The following is a 17243-nucleotide window of genomic DNA, read 5'->3' as shown; positions in this document are numbered from 1 at the left end:
AAATAAAGCGCTAACTGCGTTATAAATTTTTCATGTAGAACAACTACATGTCAAAATTTATGTCTTGTTATCACTCCATTTATCTGTCGCTATAAATGGTCAGTAACTTAACACGATTGGTATAAGCTGAACTCTGGATCGTGAATCCCTGATCTAGATTCTAGGTTAATAAAAAAAGCTCCACATAAATGTGGGGCTTAAAAAATGTTTAGAACCTAGAACTTAACCTATCTTCTTGTACTTAATACGTTTAGGTTGCGTAGCCGCAGTGCCTAAGGTCTTTTTAAGCCATTCTTCATATTCAGTGTAGTTACCATCGAAGAAGTTAATTTGGCCTTCGTCACGGTAATCAAGAATATGTGTAGCAATACGGTCTAAGAACCAACGGTCATGCGAGATACACATAACGCAGCCTGGGAATTCTAAAATAGCGTTCTCAAGGGCACGTAATGTTTCAACGTCCAAATCATTGGTTGGCTCATCCAGCAGGATAACGTTGCCACCGGCTTTTAATAACTTAGCTAAGTGTAAGCGGTTGCGTTCACCACCTGACAAGTCCTTAACAAATTTTTGCTGATCGTTACCTTTGAAGTTAAAGCGACTAACATAGGCACGGCTTTGGAATTCAAAGTTACCAATTTTTAGTACGTCTTGGCCGTTTGAAATTTCTTGGAAAACAGTATTGCTGTCGTCCATATTGCCACGGAACTGATCAACGGTTGCCAGTTCAACCGTTTCACCTAGGTTAATTTCACCGCTGTCTTGTTTGTCTTCACCGCTGAGCATTTTAAACAGCGTTGATTTACCTGCGCCATTGGCACCGATAATGCCAACAATTGCGCCTTTAGGCACAGTAAAGCTTAGATCATCAATTAACACGCGATCGCCAAAGCTTTTCTTCAAGTTTTTAACTTCAATAACTTGATCACCTAAACGTGGTCCAGGTGGAATAAATAGCTCGTTGGTTTCATTACGTTTTTGGTAATCAGACTGCTGCATTTCAGTAAATTGCGACATACGCGCTTTTGACTTAGCTTGACGACCTTTTTGGTTTGAACGTACCCACTCAAGTTCTTGTGCAATTGATTTTTGACGGGCTTTTTCAGACTTTTGCTCTTGCTGCAGGCGCGCATCTTTTTGCTCAAGCCAAGAAGAATAATTACCTTCCCATGGAATACCTTCACCACGGTCAAGCTCTAAGATCCAGCCAGCTACATTATCGAGGAAGTAACGGTCATGGGTTACCGCCACAACAGTGCCTTCGTAATCATGCAAGAAGCGCTCAAGCCATGCTACAGATTCTGCATCTAAGTGGTTAGTCGGCTCATCGAGGATAAGCATATCTGGTTTTTCAAGCAATAAGCGGCAGATAGCCACTCGGCGACGCTCACCACCTGACAAGAATTCAATTTTAGCATCCCACTCAGGTAAGCGCAGGGCATCTGCGGCGCGCTCTAATACGTTGTCGATGTTATGACCATCGTGGGCTTGAATAATTGCTTCAAGCTCACCTTGCTCTTTGGCTAGTGCGTCAAAGTCAGCATCTTCCATCGCGTATTCGTTATATACTTCATCAAGACGGTTAAGCGCGTTTTTAACTTCGCTGACTGCTTCTTCCACAGTTTCACGAACCGTTTTGCTTTCATCTAGAATAGGCTCTTGCGGTAAGTAACCAATTTTAGTGCCCGGTTGAGGATATGCCTCACCTTCAAACTCTTGATCAAGGCCGGCCATAATACGTAGCAACGTTGATTTACCAGAACCGTTTAAACCAAGTACACCAATTTTTGCACCCGGGAAAAAATGCAAAGAAATATCTTTTAAGATAGTGCGCTTAGGTGGCACAACCTTAGATACTCGACTCATCGAGAAAATAAACTTATCAGGTAAAACCATGGAGGGAGCCTTCAAATAATAATAAAAATTTCAATGTTGTATTGTAGTGGCTCACAGGTGAAACAGTCAACGAATCAACCAAATAACAATGTGCTAATTCGCGAGCAATACTCCTACACCGATTAAAGCAAGCAAGCCGCCTATTAACATTTTATTGGTAACGGGCTCGCGCTTTATAAAACCAATGCTCATTACAATTAATGGCGCGGTTGCGAAAATCGTTTGTGCAATGGCTGGATCGGTATATTTAACTGCGCCAAGTTGAAGCCATAAACCAAGGAAAGTGCCTAAAAACACAGCCGCAAAAAACCATTGTTTGCCGCTAATTCCCCTTAGAGTTAGTGCTTGTTTAAATTCACTGCTTTTAAACACTGCAACAACTAAGGCCACAGTCATCGTACCTGCTGCTAATCTAATTAATGCCGCCCATAAGCTACTCATATGCTCATTATTGAGTGCGCCTTTAGACATCACCATACCGAGCGCTTGGCAGATAGCAGCTGCAAGGGCACATAAAACACCTTTGCGATAATGTTGATGATCAACCTGTGGCAATGTTTTTTCAGGCTTGATTGCTATTACTACGCCAATGGTTGTAAGTACAATACCGCACCATGCAAATGGCGATAAATAATGATTTAATAGCAGGATATTAAAAACCCCCACAAGGGCTGGAGCAAGGGACTCAATAACTAACGTGCGAGCAGGGCCAATATTTCGCAGCGCAGTAAAATAGGCGCTATCGCCAATCGCAATCCCAATCACCCCGCCAGCAATTAGCCAAAGCCAGCTTGTCAGATGATGTGGTAGTGCAGCGTCTTGAGTAATCGCAATAGTCACTAACATCATGGCACTTGCTAACACGCCTTTACTGATGTTTAGCTGCATAGGCGTTAAGTGATGGCTAAAACCTTTATATAAAATGGTCGAAAGCGCCCAAACAATAGCTGCTAATATAGCAAAAAGTTCTCCTAAGCCTAGCCAATCAATCACGTTTACCACCTTAAAATAAAATCAACAGGCGCATTATGGCGAGCGGTTTTTAGAATGCAAAAGAATAGTTAAAATAAACTCATTTGGACATCTAAACATCTAGAGGTTGAAATTTCCAGCTATCCGTTCATAATTAGCCATTGGTTAATTATGCCTTGGAGATGAGTATGCCTATTACCGTTAAAGATGAATTGCCCGCAATTGCGAAGTTACGTCAAGAAAACGTATTCGTAATGCCAAAAAGCCGCGCTAAAACCCAAGAGATCCGTCCGATGCGCTTGGCGATTTTAAACTTAATGCCTAATAAGGTAGAAACCGAGGTGCAATTTATTCGTTTGCTCGCTAATTCACCCTTACAAGTGAATGTAGAGCTACTACGTTTAGACACTCATCGCAGCAGTAGCAATTCAGAGCAGCATTTAGACACTTTTTACCGTTATTTCTCTGAAGTGAAAGACAACAATTACGATGCATTACTCATTACCGGCGCACCATTGGCACATTTAGAATATGACGATGTAGCCTACTGGGATGAACTAAAAGTAATTTTAGATTGGGCGGAGCAGCATGTAACCTCAACATTATTTTCGTGTTGGGCGGCTCACGCGGGTTTATTTCATCATTATAATCTAAAGCGTGAACTAAAAGAAAATAAGCTCTGTGGCGTGTTTACCCATAAGTGTTACTTTGAACATGGAGCCTTAACGCGTGGTTTTGACGATACCTTTGTAGTGCCTCACTCGCGGTATGGTCATATTGATATTGAAAAAATTAACGCTTGTGATGACTTAGTGGTGCTGGCAGGTTCAGAGAAAGTAGGCGCTTACTTAATAAAAAATAAATCCGGCAGCCAAGTGTATATTACCGGGCATCCTGAGTATGATGCAGACACTTTAAAAGGCGAATATCAGCGCGATTTAGAAAAAGGCCCTGATGCGCCATTGCCTGAAAATTACTTTCCAGAGAACAACCCAGATAACGAACCGTCGAAAACTTGGCAAAGCCATGCCTTTTTACTGTTTTCGAATTGGTTAAATTATTATGTGTACCAAACCACACCCTATGATATTAATTTAGTTAGCCAAGCCGTAAGGACTAACAACTATGCCGAATAATTTAGAAAACAAAAGCGCCGTGTTAATTGAAGCGTTAAAACAGCGTATTTTAATTCTTGATGGTGCTATGGGTACCATGATCCAAGAACACAAATTAGAAGAACACGATTACCGTGGCGAGCGCTTTAAAGACTGGCATGTGCTAATTAAAGGTAATAATGATTTATTAAGCATCACACAACCAAAAATTATTGCTGATATTCATCGTGGCTTTTTAAGTGCAGGTGCCGATATTATCGAAACCAACACCTTTAATTCGACTACAATTTCGATGGAAGATTACGATATGGCCAGCATCAGCCGTGAAGTAAACTTAGAGTCAGCTAAATTAGCACGCAGTATTTGTGATGAGTTTACTGCTAAAAACCCAGCAAAACCACGTTATGTTGCTGGGGTTTTAGGGCCAACCTCAAAAACCTGTTCAATCTCACCGGATGTGAACGACCCCGGTTATCGCAATGTCACGTTTGATAAGTTAGTCACCGCGTATGTTGAATCAACCCTTGCTTTAATGGAAGGTGGTGTTGATTTAATTTTGATAGAAACAATTTTTGATACGCTTAATGCAAAAGCGGCTTCATTCGCGGTTGAAGAAGCGTTTGAACAAGCAGGGCGCAAGTTGCCTGTGATGATCTCTGGCACCATAACCGATGCCTCCGGACGTACGCTGTCAGGGCAAACCACCGAAGCATTTTATAATTCTATTCGTCATATAAAGCCAATTTCAATTGGCTTAAACTGCGCGCTAGGTCCAGATTTATTGCGCCAATATGTAGAAGAACTATCGCGTGTTTGCGAAACCTTTGTCTCTGTTCACCCCAATGCTGGTTTACCGAACGAGTTTGGGGAATATGATTTAGAAGCACCTGAAATGGCGAAAGAAATTATCGATTGGGGCAAGTCTGGCTTTATCAATATTGTTGGTGGTTGTTGTGGTACCACACCTGCACACATCAGGGCATTTGCGAAAGGGCTTGAAGGTGTTAAACCTCGGCCATTGCCAGAGCTTGAAGTGCGTATGCGCTTATCAGGCCTTGAAGCGTGTAATTTAAACTAAGGTAGCCGAGATGACACAAAAAATAGCAGTATTTACCAACGTTGGCGAACGTACCAATGTGACCGGCTCAGCCATGTTCAAACGTTTGATCATGGAAGAAGATTACGAGAGTGCGCTTAATGTTGCCCGCGAGCAAGTAGAAAACGGCGCACAGGTTATTGATATCAACATGGATGAAGCCATGCTGGACTCAAAAGCCGCCATGGTGAAGTTTTTAAATTTGATTGCCTCCGAGCCTGATATTTCTCGCGTGCCAATTATGGTTGACTCTTCTAAATGGGAAGTCATTGAAGCGGGCTTAAAGTGTATTCAAGGCAAGGCAATTGTAAACTCAATCTCGCTAAAAGAAGGTGAAGAGCCATTTATTCGCCAAGCTAAAATTATTAAACGTTTTGGCGCCGCTGCAGTGGTTATGGCGTTTGATACCGACGGCCAAGCAGATACAGCCGATCGCAAGTTTGAAATTTGTCAGCGTAGTTACCGCATTTTGGTGGATGAAATTGGCTTTGCGCCAGAAGATATTATTTTCGATCCCAACATCTTTGCGGTAGCAACTGGTATTGAAGAGCACGACAACTACGCAGTTGAATTTATTGAAGGTACACGTCGCATTAAGCAAAACTTGCCACACTGTAAAGTGTCGGGCGGGGTGTCGAATGTATCGTTCTCGTTTCGTGGGAATAACCCCGTGCGAGAGGCTATTCACTCAGTATTTTTATATCACGCAATTCAAGCGGGCATGGATATGGGGATTGTTAATGCAGGGCAACTCGCTGTGTATGATGATATTCCAGCAGAGCTTAGAAAAGCAGTTGAAGACGTTATTTTAAATACCGACCCAGGTGCAGGTGAGCGCTTAGTTGAGTTGGCACCAAAATACTCTGGCATGGCACAAGCTGAGCGAGTTGAAGATTTAGAATGGCGTACTTGGCCAGTTGAAAAACGTTTAGAGCACGCATTGGTTAAAGGCATTACCACCTTTATCGATGAAGACACCGAAGAGTGCCGCGCTGCTGCCGATAAGCCTATTCATGTGATTGAAGGGCCGTTAATGGACGGCATGAATGTGGTAGGCGATTTATTTGGCGCAGGTAAAATGTTCTTACCGCAAGTCGTTAAATCAGCGCGAGTGATGAAGCGCGCAGTGGCCTACCTAGACCCTTACATTGAAGCTGAAAAAGAAGAAGGGGCTACTAACGGTAAAATCGTGATGGCCACCGTTAAAGGTGACGTACATGATATTGGTAAAAATATTGTTGGCGTAGTACTGCAATGTAATAACTATGAAGTTATCGACTTAGGCGTAATGGTGCCTGCAGATAAAATACTGCAAACCGCGATTGATGAAAAAGCCGATATTATTGGTTTATCAGGACTGATTACACCATCGCTTGATGAAATGGTACATGTTGCCAAAGAAATGAAGCGCCGTGGTTTTGAACTACCGCTATTGATTGGTGGCGCGACTACCTCAAAAGCGCATACTGCCGTTAAAATCGAGCCACAATATGACAAAGGCGTGGTTTATGTAAATAACGCCAGTCGCGCTGTAGGCGTGGTTTCTAACTTATTGTCGAAAGAGCATAAAGCTGAATTTTTAGCAAAAACCAGCGCTGAATATGTCAAAGTACGCGAGCAGCAAGCACGCAAAAAACCACGTTCAAAACCGGTTACTATTCAACGTGCCCGCGACAACGCCGCCAAGCTTGATTGGGATAATTACACTCCACCGGTGCCGAAAAAGCTGGGCGTGACAGAGTTTAAAAATGTCTCGATAGCCACTTTACGACAATACATAGACTGGACGCCGTACTTTATGACCTGGTCAATCGCTGGTAAATACCCACGTATCATGACCGATGAAGTGGTTGGCGAGCAGGCGCAAAGCTTATTTAAAGACGCTAACGACATGTTAGACGATCTTGAAAAGTCAGGCAGTTTGCAACCGCTTGGCGTAATTGGTTTATTCCCTGCTAACCGTGTGGGTGACGATATTGAAATATACACAGACGAAACTCGCGCTGAACTATTAACCACATCGTGCCATTTACGTCAGCAAACAGAAAAAACCGACTTTGCTAACTACTGCTTAGCTGATTATATCGCCCCGAAAGGCACGCCTGATTACTTTGGTGCATTTGCTGTAACAGGCGGTCTTGAAGAAGACGACTTAGCTGATGCGTTCGATGCACAGCAAGATGACTACAACAAAATAATGGTAAAAGCGGTGGCAGATAGACTCGCCGAAGCCTTTGCTGAGTACTTACACGAACAAGTGCGTAAAGAATATTGGGGTTTTGCCCCAGACGAAAACCTTGCGAATGAAGATCTTATTCGTGAAAACTATCAAGGTATTCGCCCAGCACCCGGTTACCCAGCATGTCCAGAGCACACTGAGAAGAAGAAAATCTGGCAACTACTCGATACTGAAAAGCGCATTGGCATGCAGCTCACCAGCTCATACGCCATGTGGCCCGGTGCTGCGGTATCAGGCTGGTACTTCTCTCACCCTGAGGCTAAATACTACGCCGTAGCGGCAGTACAAAAGGATCAGGTTGAAGATTACGCTCAACGAACCAACATGACGCTAGAAGAAGCGGAAAGATGGTTATCGCCTAATTTGGGGTATGAGCCGGAGTAAGTGAAGCGGTCAGCTATCAGCCGTTAGTTTAAAACAAAAAAGCGAGCCAAATTAGGCTCGCTTTTTTTGTACAAAGTTTTTCCTGATAGCTCTTCGGTATATCATCATACTTTCACATTCAATGAGCTTGGGTATGCCCCTAACCTTGGGTGTAGAATGATTAGTACATTATATTTGTGATTTTCTGCACATTCATTATTTGAGAATTTTCCATGGTAAAATTATTTAGCCCACTAGAATTAGGTCCGATAACACTCAAAAACCGCATTATTATTGCTCCCATGTGTATGTATGCCGCAGAAGAAGGCAAGGTGCAACCTTGGCATCATCAACATTATGGTATGCTCGCGCAATCCGGTGCTGGCTTATTGATTGTTGAAGCGAGCGCTGTATCCCCTGAAGGAAGAATCTCTTACGCCGATTCAGGTATTTATAGCGACGAATGTGAGCAAGCTTGGCGTGAAGTCGTATCTAATGTAGGTCAATACTCTAACATTCCGATGGTGATGCAGATTGGTCATGCAGGTCGTAAAGCGTCAACTGAATTACCTTGGAATGGCGGTGCGCCTATCGCTCCAGCAATAAAGAACGGTTGGCAAACTATTGCTCCGAGTGAACTTGCTTTTTCAGATGAAGCTCCTTTACCAAAAGCAATGACGCAAGACGATATTGGACGATTAATTACTCAGTTTGTGAAAAGTGCTCAACGTGCCCATAAAGCTGGTTTTTCTGGCATAGAACTTCATGCAGCTCATGGCTATTTACTGCACCAATTTTTATCACCGCTTAGTAATCAGCGTTCAGATCAATTTGGCGGCTCATTAGAGAACCGCATGCGCCTACCCTTGGCAATATTTGATGCTATAAAGGCTGCTTTACCACATGATTTCATGATTGGTGTACGTATAAGTGCAAGTGATTGGGCTGATAATGGCTGGGATATCGAGCAAAGTATCGTATTTTCTCAAGCTTTAGACGCTCGTGGTTGCCATTATATACACGTATCAAGTGGCGGCTTGACTGCACAGCAGCAAATTAAAGTTGCCCCTAATTATCAAGTTGGTTTTGCCGATGCAATAAGTAATAACGTTTCTATGCCGGTTATTGCTGTAGGCTTAATTACTCAAGCTCAACAAGCTGAAGATATTATCTGCGAAGGTAAAGCTGATGCGATTGCGTTGGCACGTGGTATTCTTTATAACCCGCGTTGGCCTTGGCATGCAGCAGCGGAGCTCGGAGTTACAATACAAGCCGCGCCGCAATACTTGCGCTGCCAGCCACATGAACTTAAGTCATTACTGATACGCGATTGATTACTACCTCTCATAGCTAGATAATCTTCGAGTGTGAGAGGCTTTGACTATTCAAGCCAGTTTTTAATACGCTGATTAAGGAAAACCCTCTGAATAAGTATATATCCCAGCATATAACTCTGCCTTTTATAGCTATGAGCAAAGAAAGTTTAATAAAAGGAGTTATATGAAATATTATTTTCAAGCGCAATACCATCAGCGCTTAGATTTGTTTGATAATGTGTTTGTCAGTATGGCAACGGGTAATGTTGTTGAGCCATCACTGCCTTTAGAGATCATCATTGAGTCTGAAGATTGTGTGCTTTATGAAAGTGACAATGGCTCTATTATTGATTTTTCTCCGACAACGTTAGGCTATTATTGGATTACTGGGCAAACCTGCTTACGCACCCGAGACGGATTAGTATTTGAGCCTTGTGATGATAAAGATGCAGTACAATACACTTATATTGACGGGCAGCTTTATGGAAAAAAAATAAATACTGACTTGAGCCAAATGCCAACCACAAAAAAGCGTTACCACTTTAGTAAGCTTAATGGCTGCAAAGCCCAGCTAAAGCAAAATGATGACTCAAGCTTTATTCTTGAAATTGATGCAAAAGAATATCCACTTGCTATGCATGAGCTTGAATTTTCATATTTTGTACAGGAAGAAACGGGATTCACGCAAGACGGCGAAAAGCTATATTACTACGACAGGCCAGTACCTCAATTAACGTTAGCAGACTTTAAGGTTTTACATTTTAATTATGCAAAAGATAATCATGTTGTTGTATGTGGTGCAGATGTTATTTCGCAAGCGGATGCTGCGACGTTTGAGGTGATCACCACGACTTTAGCAAAAGATAAAAATCATGTTTATGAATTTTCAAAGATTATTAAAGGTGCGGATGCTAAATCATTTATCGTGATTGATGGTAAAGAACAAGATGCATATCAACAATATAGTAAAGACAAGCAAACAGTTTATTATTTTGGTGAAGCCATTATCGGTGCAGACTTGGCATCTTTTCGCATTATTCATGGACGTTATTCGGCTGATAAAAACTGGGTTTATCGCTCAGGGCTACGTATTGCTCTATTTGATGCTGAGAGTTTCTATTATATTTCACAAAGTTTTGTTGGTGATAAAAACGGCATTTATACTGACTTTCTAAATATTACACAAATAGCCCAGTGTGATGATGTATTTGTTGATTACGATAATGATTACTTTGCCGTAAACGATACCCTGTATTGGGCTGATAAAGAACATCCGTTTGACGCTGATTTAGCTTCTTTTTCTTCAATCAATTGTACTTGGGCGAAAGATGAAACCCATATTTATTATAAAGATGAGGTAGTTTATAAAGGGGGTTACGAAACAGCAGAAATTTTTGATGAATTATTATTAAGAGTGGATGATAAAATCATCTCAAATAGAGGCATAATTGCTGGTGCAAATGCAAAAGAGTGGCATCTGCTGATTTTTCCATTCTATGCCTGTGCTGATCGACTATTTTACCAACAAGAATTACTTGATAAAGGCGACCCAAATACGTTTGAAGCCCTTGATGACAATCGCTTTAAAGATAAAAGTAATGTCTATATTTTTGATAATGATTTTGAAATAGTAGATACCATCTTTGATATTAATACCGAGAATATTGTACTTATAGATGAATGTTTTTTAAAAACGCCTGATACAGTGTATTTTCAAGAGTTAGCGATACAAGATGCTGATCCTGATACCTTTGAGGTATTAGAGTATGGCTTTTCGCGTGATAAAAAAGCTGTTTTTTGTAATCAAGAAAAACTCCCTGAACTTAATCCTCTTGACGTTACGATTTTAAATCATAATTTTATTCACGACAACAACACGCTTTATTACCAGTCAACCCGTCTTGATATTGAAGTAAGTAATATGAAGATACTTAATGATGACATTGTGAAAGATAACCGCCATGTTTATTATAAAACACATTATTTAAGTGGTGCAGAGGCATCTTCGTATCAACTGAGTACTCGGTTTTTTCAACGAGACAATCAAGGGGTTTATCATAATCAGCACCGTTTACCTTTAAATGCTGATGAAACCGTATTTCTTGATGAAGTCTACGCGATTGATAATCTGCGAGTGTTTTTTATTGATAGTGAAATCATGGATGCGGATGTCTCTTCATTTAAAGTGATAGGTAATAACGTGTCAGTTGATAAAAATAATGTCTACTTTCGTGATAAGAAGGTAGAACACGCTGATCCCGCTAGCTTTAAAATTATGGGTTATGCGCAGTTTGTTGATGATAATCATCAGTTCACTATTCGTAATGGTCATATCGTTTGTTTATAAAATTGAATTAACGCGTTGTAGAGTCTATAAAGGCGTATGTTGCTCCTGATTAGTCGCTACATCAATTTACACAATATTGACTTTGGGCAACATGGCTAAAAGTTGTTGTGAATGGTATAAACCGAAACAGATAAATAACATGATGTTCATTAACTGAATCATCAAAATAAAGGACTTAAATGAAATTTTTATATTATACCGGCTTATTTTTATCGCTCATGTTTAGCGCAAATAGTTTTGCGCTTGAGCAACAATATCAACAGCCTATTGTAGATCTTATAAAAGCATTTAAAAACCACGATAAAGCGGCTATTTCCTCACATATTCGTTATCCGCTTTCGCGCACATATCCAGTGCCTGATATTAATAATGAAGCTGAGTTAGTTGAGCGTTTTGATGACGTGTTTGATGAGACGCTTATTAAACAGATTGTTGATTCAAATATCGATACTGACTGGGATAAAGTAGGTTGGCGCGGCATTATGCTAAATAGCGGTGTCGTTTGGGTAGATACGGATGGGAAAATCATCGGTATCAATTACCAAACAGCTAAAGAACAATTGCTGGCTAAAAATTTAATAGCAGCTGATAAGCAAGCGCTTCACCCAAGTATTAATGCTTTTGTAGAGCCTATTTTAGATTGGCAAACAGCTAAATACCGTATTCGCATTGATGACTTAGGTGATGGAAACTTCCGCTATGCGTCGTGGAGCAATGATAAAAAAACCAGCGATAAGCCAGATATAGTCTTACTAAAAGGTGAGATCGAATTTGAGGGCAGTGGCGGTAATCATAGTTACACATTTAAAAACGGCCGTTACAGCTACGTATTACAAGTTACAGTGATTGGCTGTGATACCTCACCACCAGGTTGGCTTGAAGTATATAAAGATGGTAAGCGTATTTTGTCTCAGGATATTATCAACACTGGAAGTTAAAAGTTAATTATCTTAGATGCAAAAAGGGGAGGGTTCTCCCCTTAAATATAGGGCGCTATTTTATTAAATACGCGCTTTAACAAACGCAGCAATTGCGTCGTCTTGGCAATGTGCGAAAAAGCACTCTTGAAAACGTGGTCCGCCAATCGCTTGTTTAATCAGCTCAGGATCAATAGCTTCAAGTGCGCTTAAGTAATCTTTAGCAACATCCACTTTTAGTTGATTTAAAATACCTGCATTTGTTACTTGTGACTCTTTACGTTCTGCTGGATACCCTTGGCCTTTTTCGCCGGTAAATGCTTTTTCAAATATATATTTAATATTTAACTCAGCGCCCCAGCCAAAGCCTTTTGCATAGGGTAAAGCGAGTGCATTACCATTGTTTATTTGTGCAAATAGGTAAGCATCTGATGGATCAATACAATAACCACAGCTCACACCAGGAAACGCATTGCTCGCCATGAGTGCGCCTTGACCTGTGCCACAACCGGTCACTACAAAATCTACCGCTTTAGAGTTGAGCAGTAAGCTTGCGATAATTCCTAGGTGAATATAGGTTAGTCGATGATCGTTATCGCCATCCATACCCACATTAAATACTTGGTGATTTTGTGCATTAGCAACAGTGTTAAGCTGTTCAAGTACTATTGGGTTTTTTGCCGCTTGACTGAATTCGTTCATTAATGCGATTTTCATTTGACTCTACCAATTTTGTTAACGTTGAGTTGATTCTACATACCAATGCTACCGGTGGCAAATGTTGTTATCTATTAAATATTAGTATTTGTGTAAGTTGCTAGAGGTTAGGAAGTACCATAGGAGCTTTGAGTTTAACTTCAGTATGAAAGCAGCTATTTGAGTTTAAAAATAAAAAACCGCCTGCTCAGGCGGTTTTGTAGTTACCTAGCGTTTTTGATTAATGGCCTTTTTCAAACTCATCAACTTCACGCTCAGCTTCTTCTTTCGATTTACCGTATGCTTGTTGAATTTTACCAACCAGCTCTTTACGGCTACCTTCAATTTTATCTAAATCACCGTCAGTAAGATCGCCCCATTTACGTTGCGCTTTACCTTTAAGTTCTTTCCAATTACCTTCGATACGATCACTGTTCATAATTCGCTCCTTATAATGTCGGTTTGTGAATTTACTTTCAGTTATAAAGTAGCAAGGCTTGTACCAAAATTAAATTATAACTTTATTATTAATAATCAATTGGTTAATGTTTTTATTATTTAGAGATGAGTTTTTAATAGATTATAAGCTAAAAAATCTACGCAACGGTCTGTAATTATTGCAAACACTCAATAATCACCGATTTTATGAATCTGATTTACTGCAGTTTTTTGTTACAATATCGGCAATGCAATTTAGGATAAATAGCTGTGCTGCCGGTTCAAGAAATATATCATCAACTCGTTACTACATTACAAAGTGATCCGATTACCTTACTACAAGCGCCGCCGGGTGCGGGTAAGTCAACATGGTTACCATTGCAGTTGATGCGCGACGGGCACTTTAAGCACATTGTCATGCTTGAGCCGCGTCGCTTAGCTGCACGTAATATTGCCAACTATTTAGCACAGTGCCAAAACGAAACCGTAGGGCAAAGCGTTGGTTTACGTATCAGGCAGGAAACCAAAGTCAGTGTTAATACCCGCCTTGAAATTGTTACCGAGGGCATGCTCACGCGTATGCTACAAAACGACCCAGAGCTCAGTGGCGTTGACCTACTGATATTTGATGAATTTCATGAGCGCTCTATTGCGGCCGATACCGCATTAGCGTTTGCATTAGAATCTCAAGCTGCACTGCGTGATGATTTAACGATTTTATTGATGTCGGCAACCCTTGATAGCGAACGCTATCAGCAGTTTTTTGATTGTTCAATTATTAGTTCCCACGGGCGTAGCTTTCCCATCGATGAAATTTACATACCCATTAAAGATGAAAGCCGCTGGCTTGACGCTATGGCCAGTATTATCAAACAAGCTTTAGTTGAACAAACAGGCAGTGCGTTAGTTTTTTTGCCCGGTCAATATGAGATCAACCGCGTACAACAAGCGCTGTCAGATTTGCCTGCAAATTGCCATGTAGTTACTCTGTTTGGTGAACAAGATAAAGCATCTCAACAAGCTGCAATTGCCCCTGCGGCAAAAGGTACTCGTAAAGTGGTGCTGACCACCAATGTTGCCGAAACTAGCTTAACCATTGAAGGTATTCGTATTGTGGTTGATAGTGGCAAGCGCCGCGCTGCTAGTTTTAATTTAAAAACTGGCGTTACTGAACTCACCACACAAAGTATTTCTCGCTCATCGGCAATTCAACGAGCTGGGCGGGCTGGGCGTATTGAGCCCGGTGTAGTTTATAGGCTTGGTTCAAAACAAACCTTTGAGCGGCGTAATAGCCATGATGCGCCAGAAATTTTAAGTGCTGATATTAGCCAATTATTATTGGAGGCAAAATTCTGGGGCGCGGAGTTAACTGATCTAAGCTTGTTAGATAGTCCAACAGCACAACAAATACAGCAAGCAACAAAATTACTGCAAATGTTAGAGGCGCTCGATAATAACAATAAATTGACCCCCCTCGGTACACGTATGCTAAGTTTTGGCGCGGATATTCGCCTAGCGCACATGCTAATTAAAGCGCAGCAACTCGAACCTCAGATGCCAGGTATTTATACATTAGCGGCGTATTTAATTGCGTTATTAGAGAGTCGGATTAGCCATGCCGCAGATTTAAGCTTAGCATTACACAGCCAACATGCTCGGCCACATCCTGTATTTAAACAGCAACTGAAATTTTGGTTAAAGCGATTAAAGCTAACTGAAGTACGCGAACTACAAACCACTTATTTGGCTTTGCTGGTGGCGTTTGCTTTTCCAGATCGATTAGCTAAAAAGCGTGGCAATGGTTACTTGCTTACCAATGGCGCAGGTGCTGAGCTAAACAACGAGCATTGGCATAACGAGGACTACCTTGCAATTGCTTCAATGGGAGGCCAAAAAGGCAGTCGTATTTTTGCAGCTGTTGCGTTTACTCCTGCAGAGATTGAGGATGAACTGACACATTTATTTACTGCACAAACGCGCTGTGAATTTGACGAAAAAACAGGGCGCTTTATTCATCAAGATGAAGTCAAACTAGGGGCAATTACAGTTACTAGCCAACCGAGTAAACATCCGCTTGATAAAAGTGAGCGGGCGAAAGCGTGGTTAACTTTATTTCAAAAACAAGGCTTTGAATTATTTAATGAGCAAAGCGACAGTGAGCAGTTACTTATTCGTATGTGTTTAGCCAGTAATTTAATGCCGGAGCAATTTCCTGTCATCACTAAACAAAGCTTAATCGATGACGCACAGCTTTGGTTAGGTGCTTTTCTGGAAGATATAAAAACCCTCGAACAGTTGAAAAAGTTTAACTACTTTAATGCCTTGCAAAGTTGTTTTAATTGGCAACAACAAAATGCGTTAAATGATTTATTCCCGCTAAGAGTGTCAGTTCCAAGTGGCTCAAATATTCGTATTGAATATCAACTCGACGGCCCCGCAAAACTCAGTGTTCTTATGCAAGAAGTGTACGGCATGATCAGTACGCCAATATTAGCGCAAGGCAAGTTACCCTTATTAATGGAACTACTCTCACCAGCAAGACGACCTTTACAACTAACACAAGATCTTGCTGGCTTTTGGCAAACCAGCTATCGGGAGGTGCAAAAAGAAATGAAAGGTCGTTATCCAAAACACTTTTGGCCTGATAACCCCGCCACCAGTGTGGCTACGAGTAAAGTTAAAAGTAAGATGTGAATGAGTTAGCAAGGACAAAGTTAGCAAGAGTAAAATTGACTATTAAGCAGTGTTTTATAGTTTAAAAAAAAGGTAAATTAAATACTTATTGACTGCATAAACAAGGAGTTATTTAATGCCACATTTTATCATCGATTGCTCGCAGAGTATCTTGGCCTATCATGATGAAGATACTATTAATGAGCAAATTTACCATACTGCAAACGCGTCGGATTTGTTCGCTGAGCATGAAATTAAAGTCAGAGTAAACCCGTATAATCGTTATTTAGTGGGTAATAAACAGCACGAATTTATTCATGTTTTTGGATATATAATGGAGGGGCGAACGACTGAGCAAAAAGCTGAATTATCAAAAGCGATAGTGACTAAACTTACTCAGATGTTCCCACATATCGACAATATTGCAATGAATGTCAGTGACTTTGAAAAGGCAACATATTGTAATAAAAGCCAGCTTTAAGCAGAACATAGTGAGCGATGCTTCGACAGTGCAGATTGTTTTTTGAAAATCATTTATGGCAAAGTTGAACAGTGATTTTGTGCTTGAGGCAAAATAACTTGATAGAAAAAAGGACTCACCATGAAAAATATAATTGTTGTTTTATGTTTATTTATAAGCACATTAACGTGGTCTCAGACGCTAAGGGTTGTTGATGTATCAACAGAAATCGCCCCTGCGACTAGCTGGTTAGAAGTTGTTGATAGTGGTAAATACGCAAACAGTTGGCAGCAGGCTGGGGCGTTTTTTCAAAAAAATGTACCGCAAGCGCTTTGGGTATCTAAGTTAGAGCAAGTTCGTACGCCGCTAGGTTCTGTTACATCTCGCGAAGGTATCAGTCGTCAAGTGTTAACCTCAATACCGCAACTGCCCGACGGTGATTATGTGATTTTAGAGTTTCAAACTGATTTTGAAAATAAAGCACAGTCGATTGAAACCGTGACATTAAAAAAATCTGCTGAGCAATGGCAAGTGATTGGTTATTTTATCCAGTGAATTAACCTATTATTACTACAGCTGTATTTTTTAACGAAATAAAAAATATAAAATAATTATTAAAAATTGGAGTTTACAAAAATAAAATAATGATAATGACATTTATTGTTGCTGATGTTGCATTAATTTACTTTAGTTGTGGATTGTTGTGCTCTACTAG

The 17243-nt window shown here is 40.7% G+C and carries 13 protein-coding genes; 9 read left to right on the top strand and 4 right to left on the bottom strand.

All coding sequences use genetic code 11. The annotated features are described in order from the left end of the window. Window positions 1–222: 222 nt before the first annotated feature. Complete coding sequence (gene ettA / locus H5158_RS20715; protein WP_145241364.1) at window positions 223–1896, bottom strand: energy-dependent translational throttle protein EttA; 1674 nt, start codon at window positions 1894–1896, stop codon at window positions 223–225. 93 nt (window positions 1897–1989) lie between these two features. Further along, window positions 1990–2889: a DMT family transporter gene (locus H5158_RS23690; RefSeq protein ID WP_182734664.1), complete on the bottom strand. Its 900-nt coding sequence runs from the start codon at window positions 2887–2889 to the stop codon at window positions 1990–1992. 167 nt (window positions 2890–3056) lie between these two features. Between H5158_RS23690 and metA the strand changes: the two genes are divergently transcribed. From metA to H5158_RS20680, 6 genes are all read left to right on the top strand, one after another. Beyond that, window positions 3057–4004 carry a homoserine O-succinyltransferase gene (gene metA / locus H5158_RS20705; RefSeq protein WP_182740795.1) on the top strand — a complete coding sequence of 316 codons (948 nt, stop codon included), beginning with the start codon at window positions 3057–3059 and terminating at the stop codon, window positions 4002–4004. Continuing rightward, window positions 3994–5061, top strand: coding sequence for a homocysteine S-methyltransferase family protein (locus tag H5158_RS20700; RefSeq protein ID WP_182740794.1), 1068 nt, complete (start codon window positions 3994–3996; stop codon window positions 5059–5061). Before metA ends, H5158_RS20700 begins: the two co-directional genes overlap by 11 nt. Before the next feature lie 10 nt (window positions 5062–5071). After that, window positions 5072–7702: a methionine synthase gene (metH, locus tag H5158_RS20695; RefSeq protein ID WP_182740793.1), complete on the top strand. Its 2631-nt coding sequence runs from the start codon at window positions 5072–5074 to the stop codon at window positions 7700–7702. 212 nt (window positions 7703–7914) lie between these two features. Further along, window positions 7915–9015, top strand: a complete 1101-nt coding sequence (locus H5158_RS20690; protein WP_182740792.1) for an NADH:flavin oxidoreductase/NADH oxidase — start codon at window positions 7915–7917, stop codon at window positions 9013–9015. A gap of 166 nt (window positions 9016–9181) precedes the next feature. Then, entirely contained in the window at window positions 9182–11344 is a 2163-nt protein-coding gene (locus H5158_RS20685; RefSeq protein WP_182740791.1) for a DKNYY domain-containing protein, read from the top strand. 179 nt (window positions 11345–11523) lie between these two features. After that, the gene (locus H5158_RS20680; RefSeq protein ID WP_149982014.1) at window positions 11524–12282 is read left to right on the top strand and encodes a hypothetical protein; all 759 of its coding nucleotides are present in this window, start codon (window positions 11524–11526) and stop codon (window positions 12280–12282) included. A 63-nt stretch (window positions 12283–12345) separates the two neighbouring features. Here the strand turns inward: H5158_RS20680 and H5158_RS20675 are convergent, their stop codons facing one another. Then, window positions 12346–12978, bottom strand: a complete 633-nt coding sequence (locus H5158_RS20675; protein WP_182740790.1) for an RpiB/LacA/LacB family sugar-phosphate isomerase — start codon at window positions 12976–12978, stop codon at window positions 12346–12348. Between the two features lie 220 nt (window positions 12979–13198). Further along, on the bottom strand, window positions 13199–13396 hold the full coding sequence (locus H5158_RS20670; protein ID WP_182719166.1) for a CsbD family protein: 198 nt from the start codon (window positions 13394–13396) through the stop codon (window positions 13199–13201). Between the two features lie 269 nt (window positions 13397–13665). On the opposite strand from H5158_RS20670, the gene hrpB reads away from it, so the two are divergent. The 3 genes from hrpB (at window position 13666) to H5158_RS20655 (ending at window position 17083) form a co-directional block, all read left to right on the top strand. After that, a complete protein-coding gene (gene hrpB / locus H5158_RS20665) occupies window positions 13666–16089 on the top strand; it encodes an ATP-dependent helicase HrpB (RefSeq protein ID WP_182719167.1) in 2424 nt (807 codons plus the stop codon). Between the two features lie 115 nt (window positions 16090–16204). Continuing rightward, the gene (locus H5158_RS20660) at window positions 16205–16549 is read left to right on the top strand and encodes a 5-carboxymethyl-2-hydroxymuconate Delta-isomerase (protein WP_182719168.1); all 345 of its coding nucleotides are present in this window, start codon (window positions 16205–16207) and stop codon (window positions 16547–16549) included. Window positions 16550–16669: 120 nt separating this feature from the next. Then, window positions 16670–17083: a DUF4019 domain-containing protein gene (locus H5158_RS20655; protein ID WP_182719169.1), complete on the top strand. Its 414-nt coding sequence runs from the start codon at window positions 16670–16672 to the stop codon at window positions 17081–17083. The last annotated feature ends 160 nt before the right edge of the window (window positions 17084–17243 follow it).

Origin of the sequence: Pseudoalteromonas sp. SR45-6 (assembly GCF_014163545.1) — a bacterium.
Lineage (GTDB): Bacteria > Pseudomonadota > Gammaproteobacteria > Enterobacterales > Alteromonadaceae > Pseudoalteromonas > Pseudoalteromonas rhizosphaerae.
The sequence above is the reverse complement of the archived record's forward strand: the minus strand, read 5'-3'. Positions and strand labels throughout refer to the sequence as shown.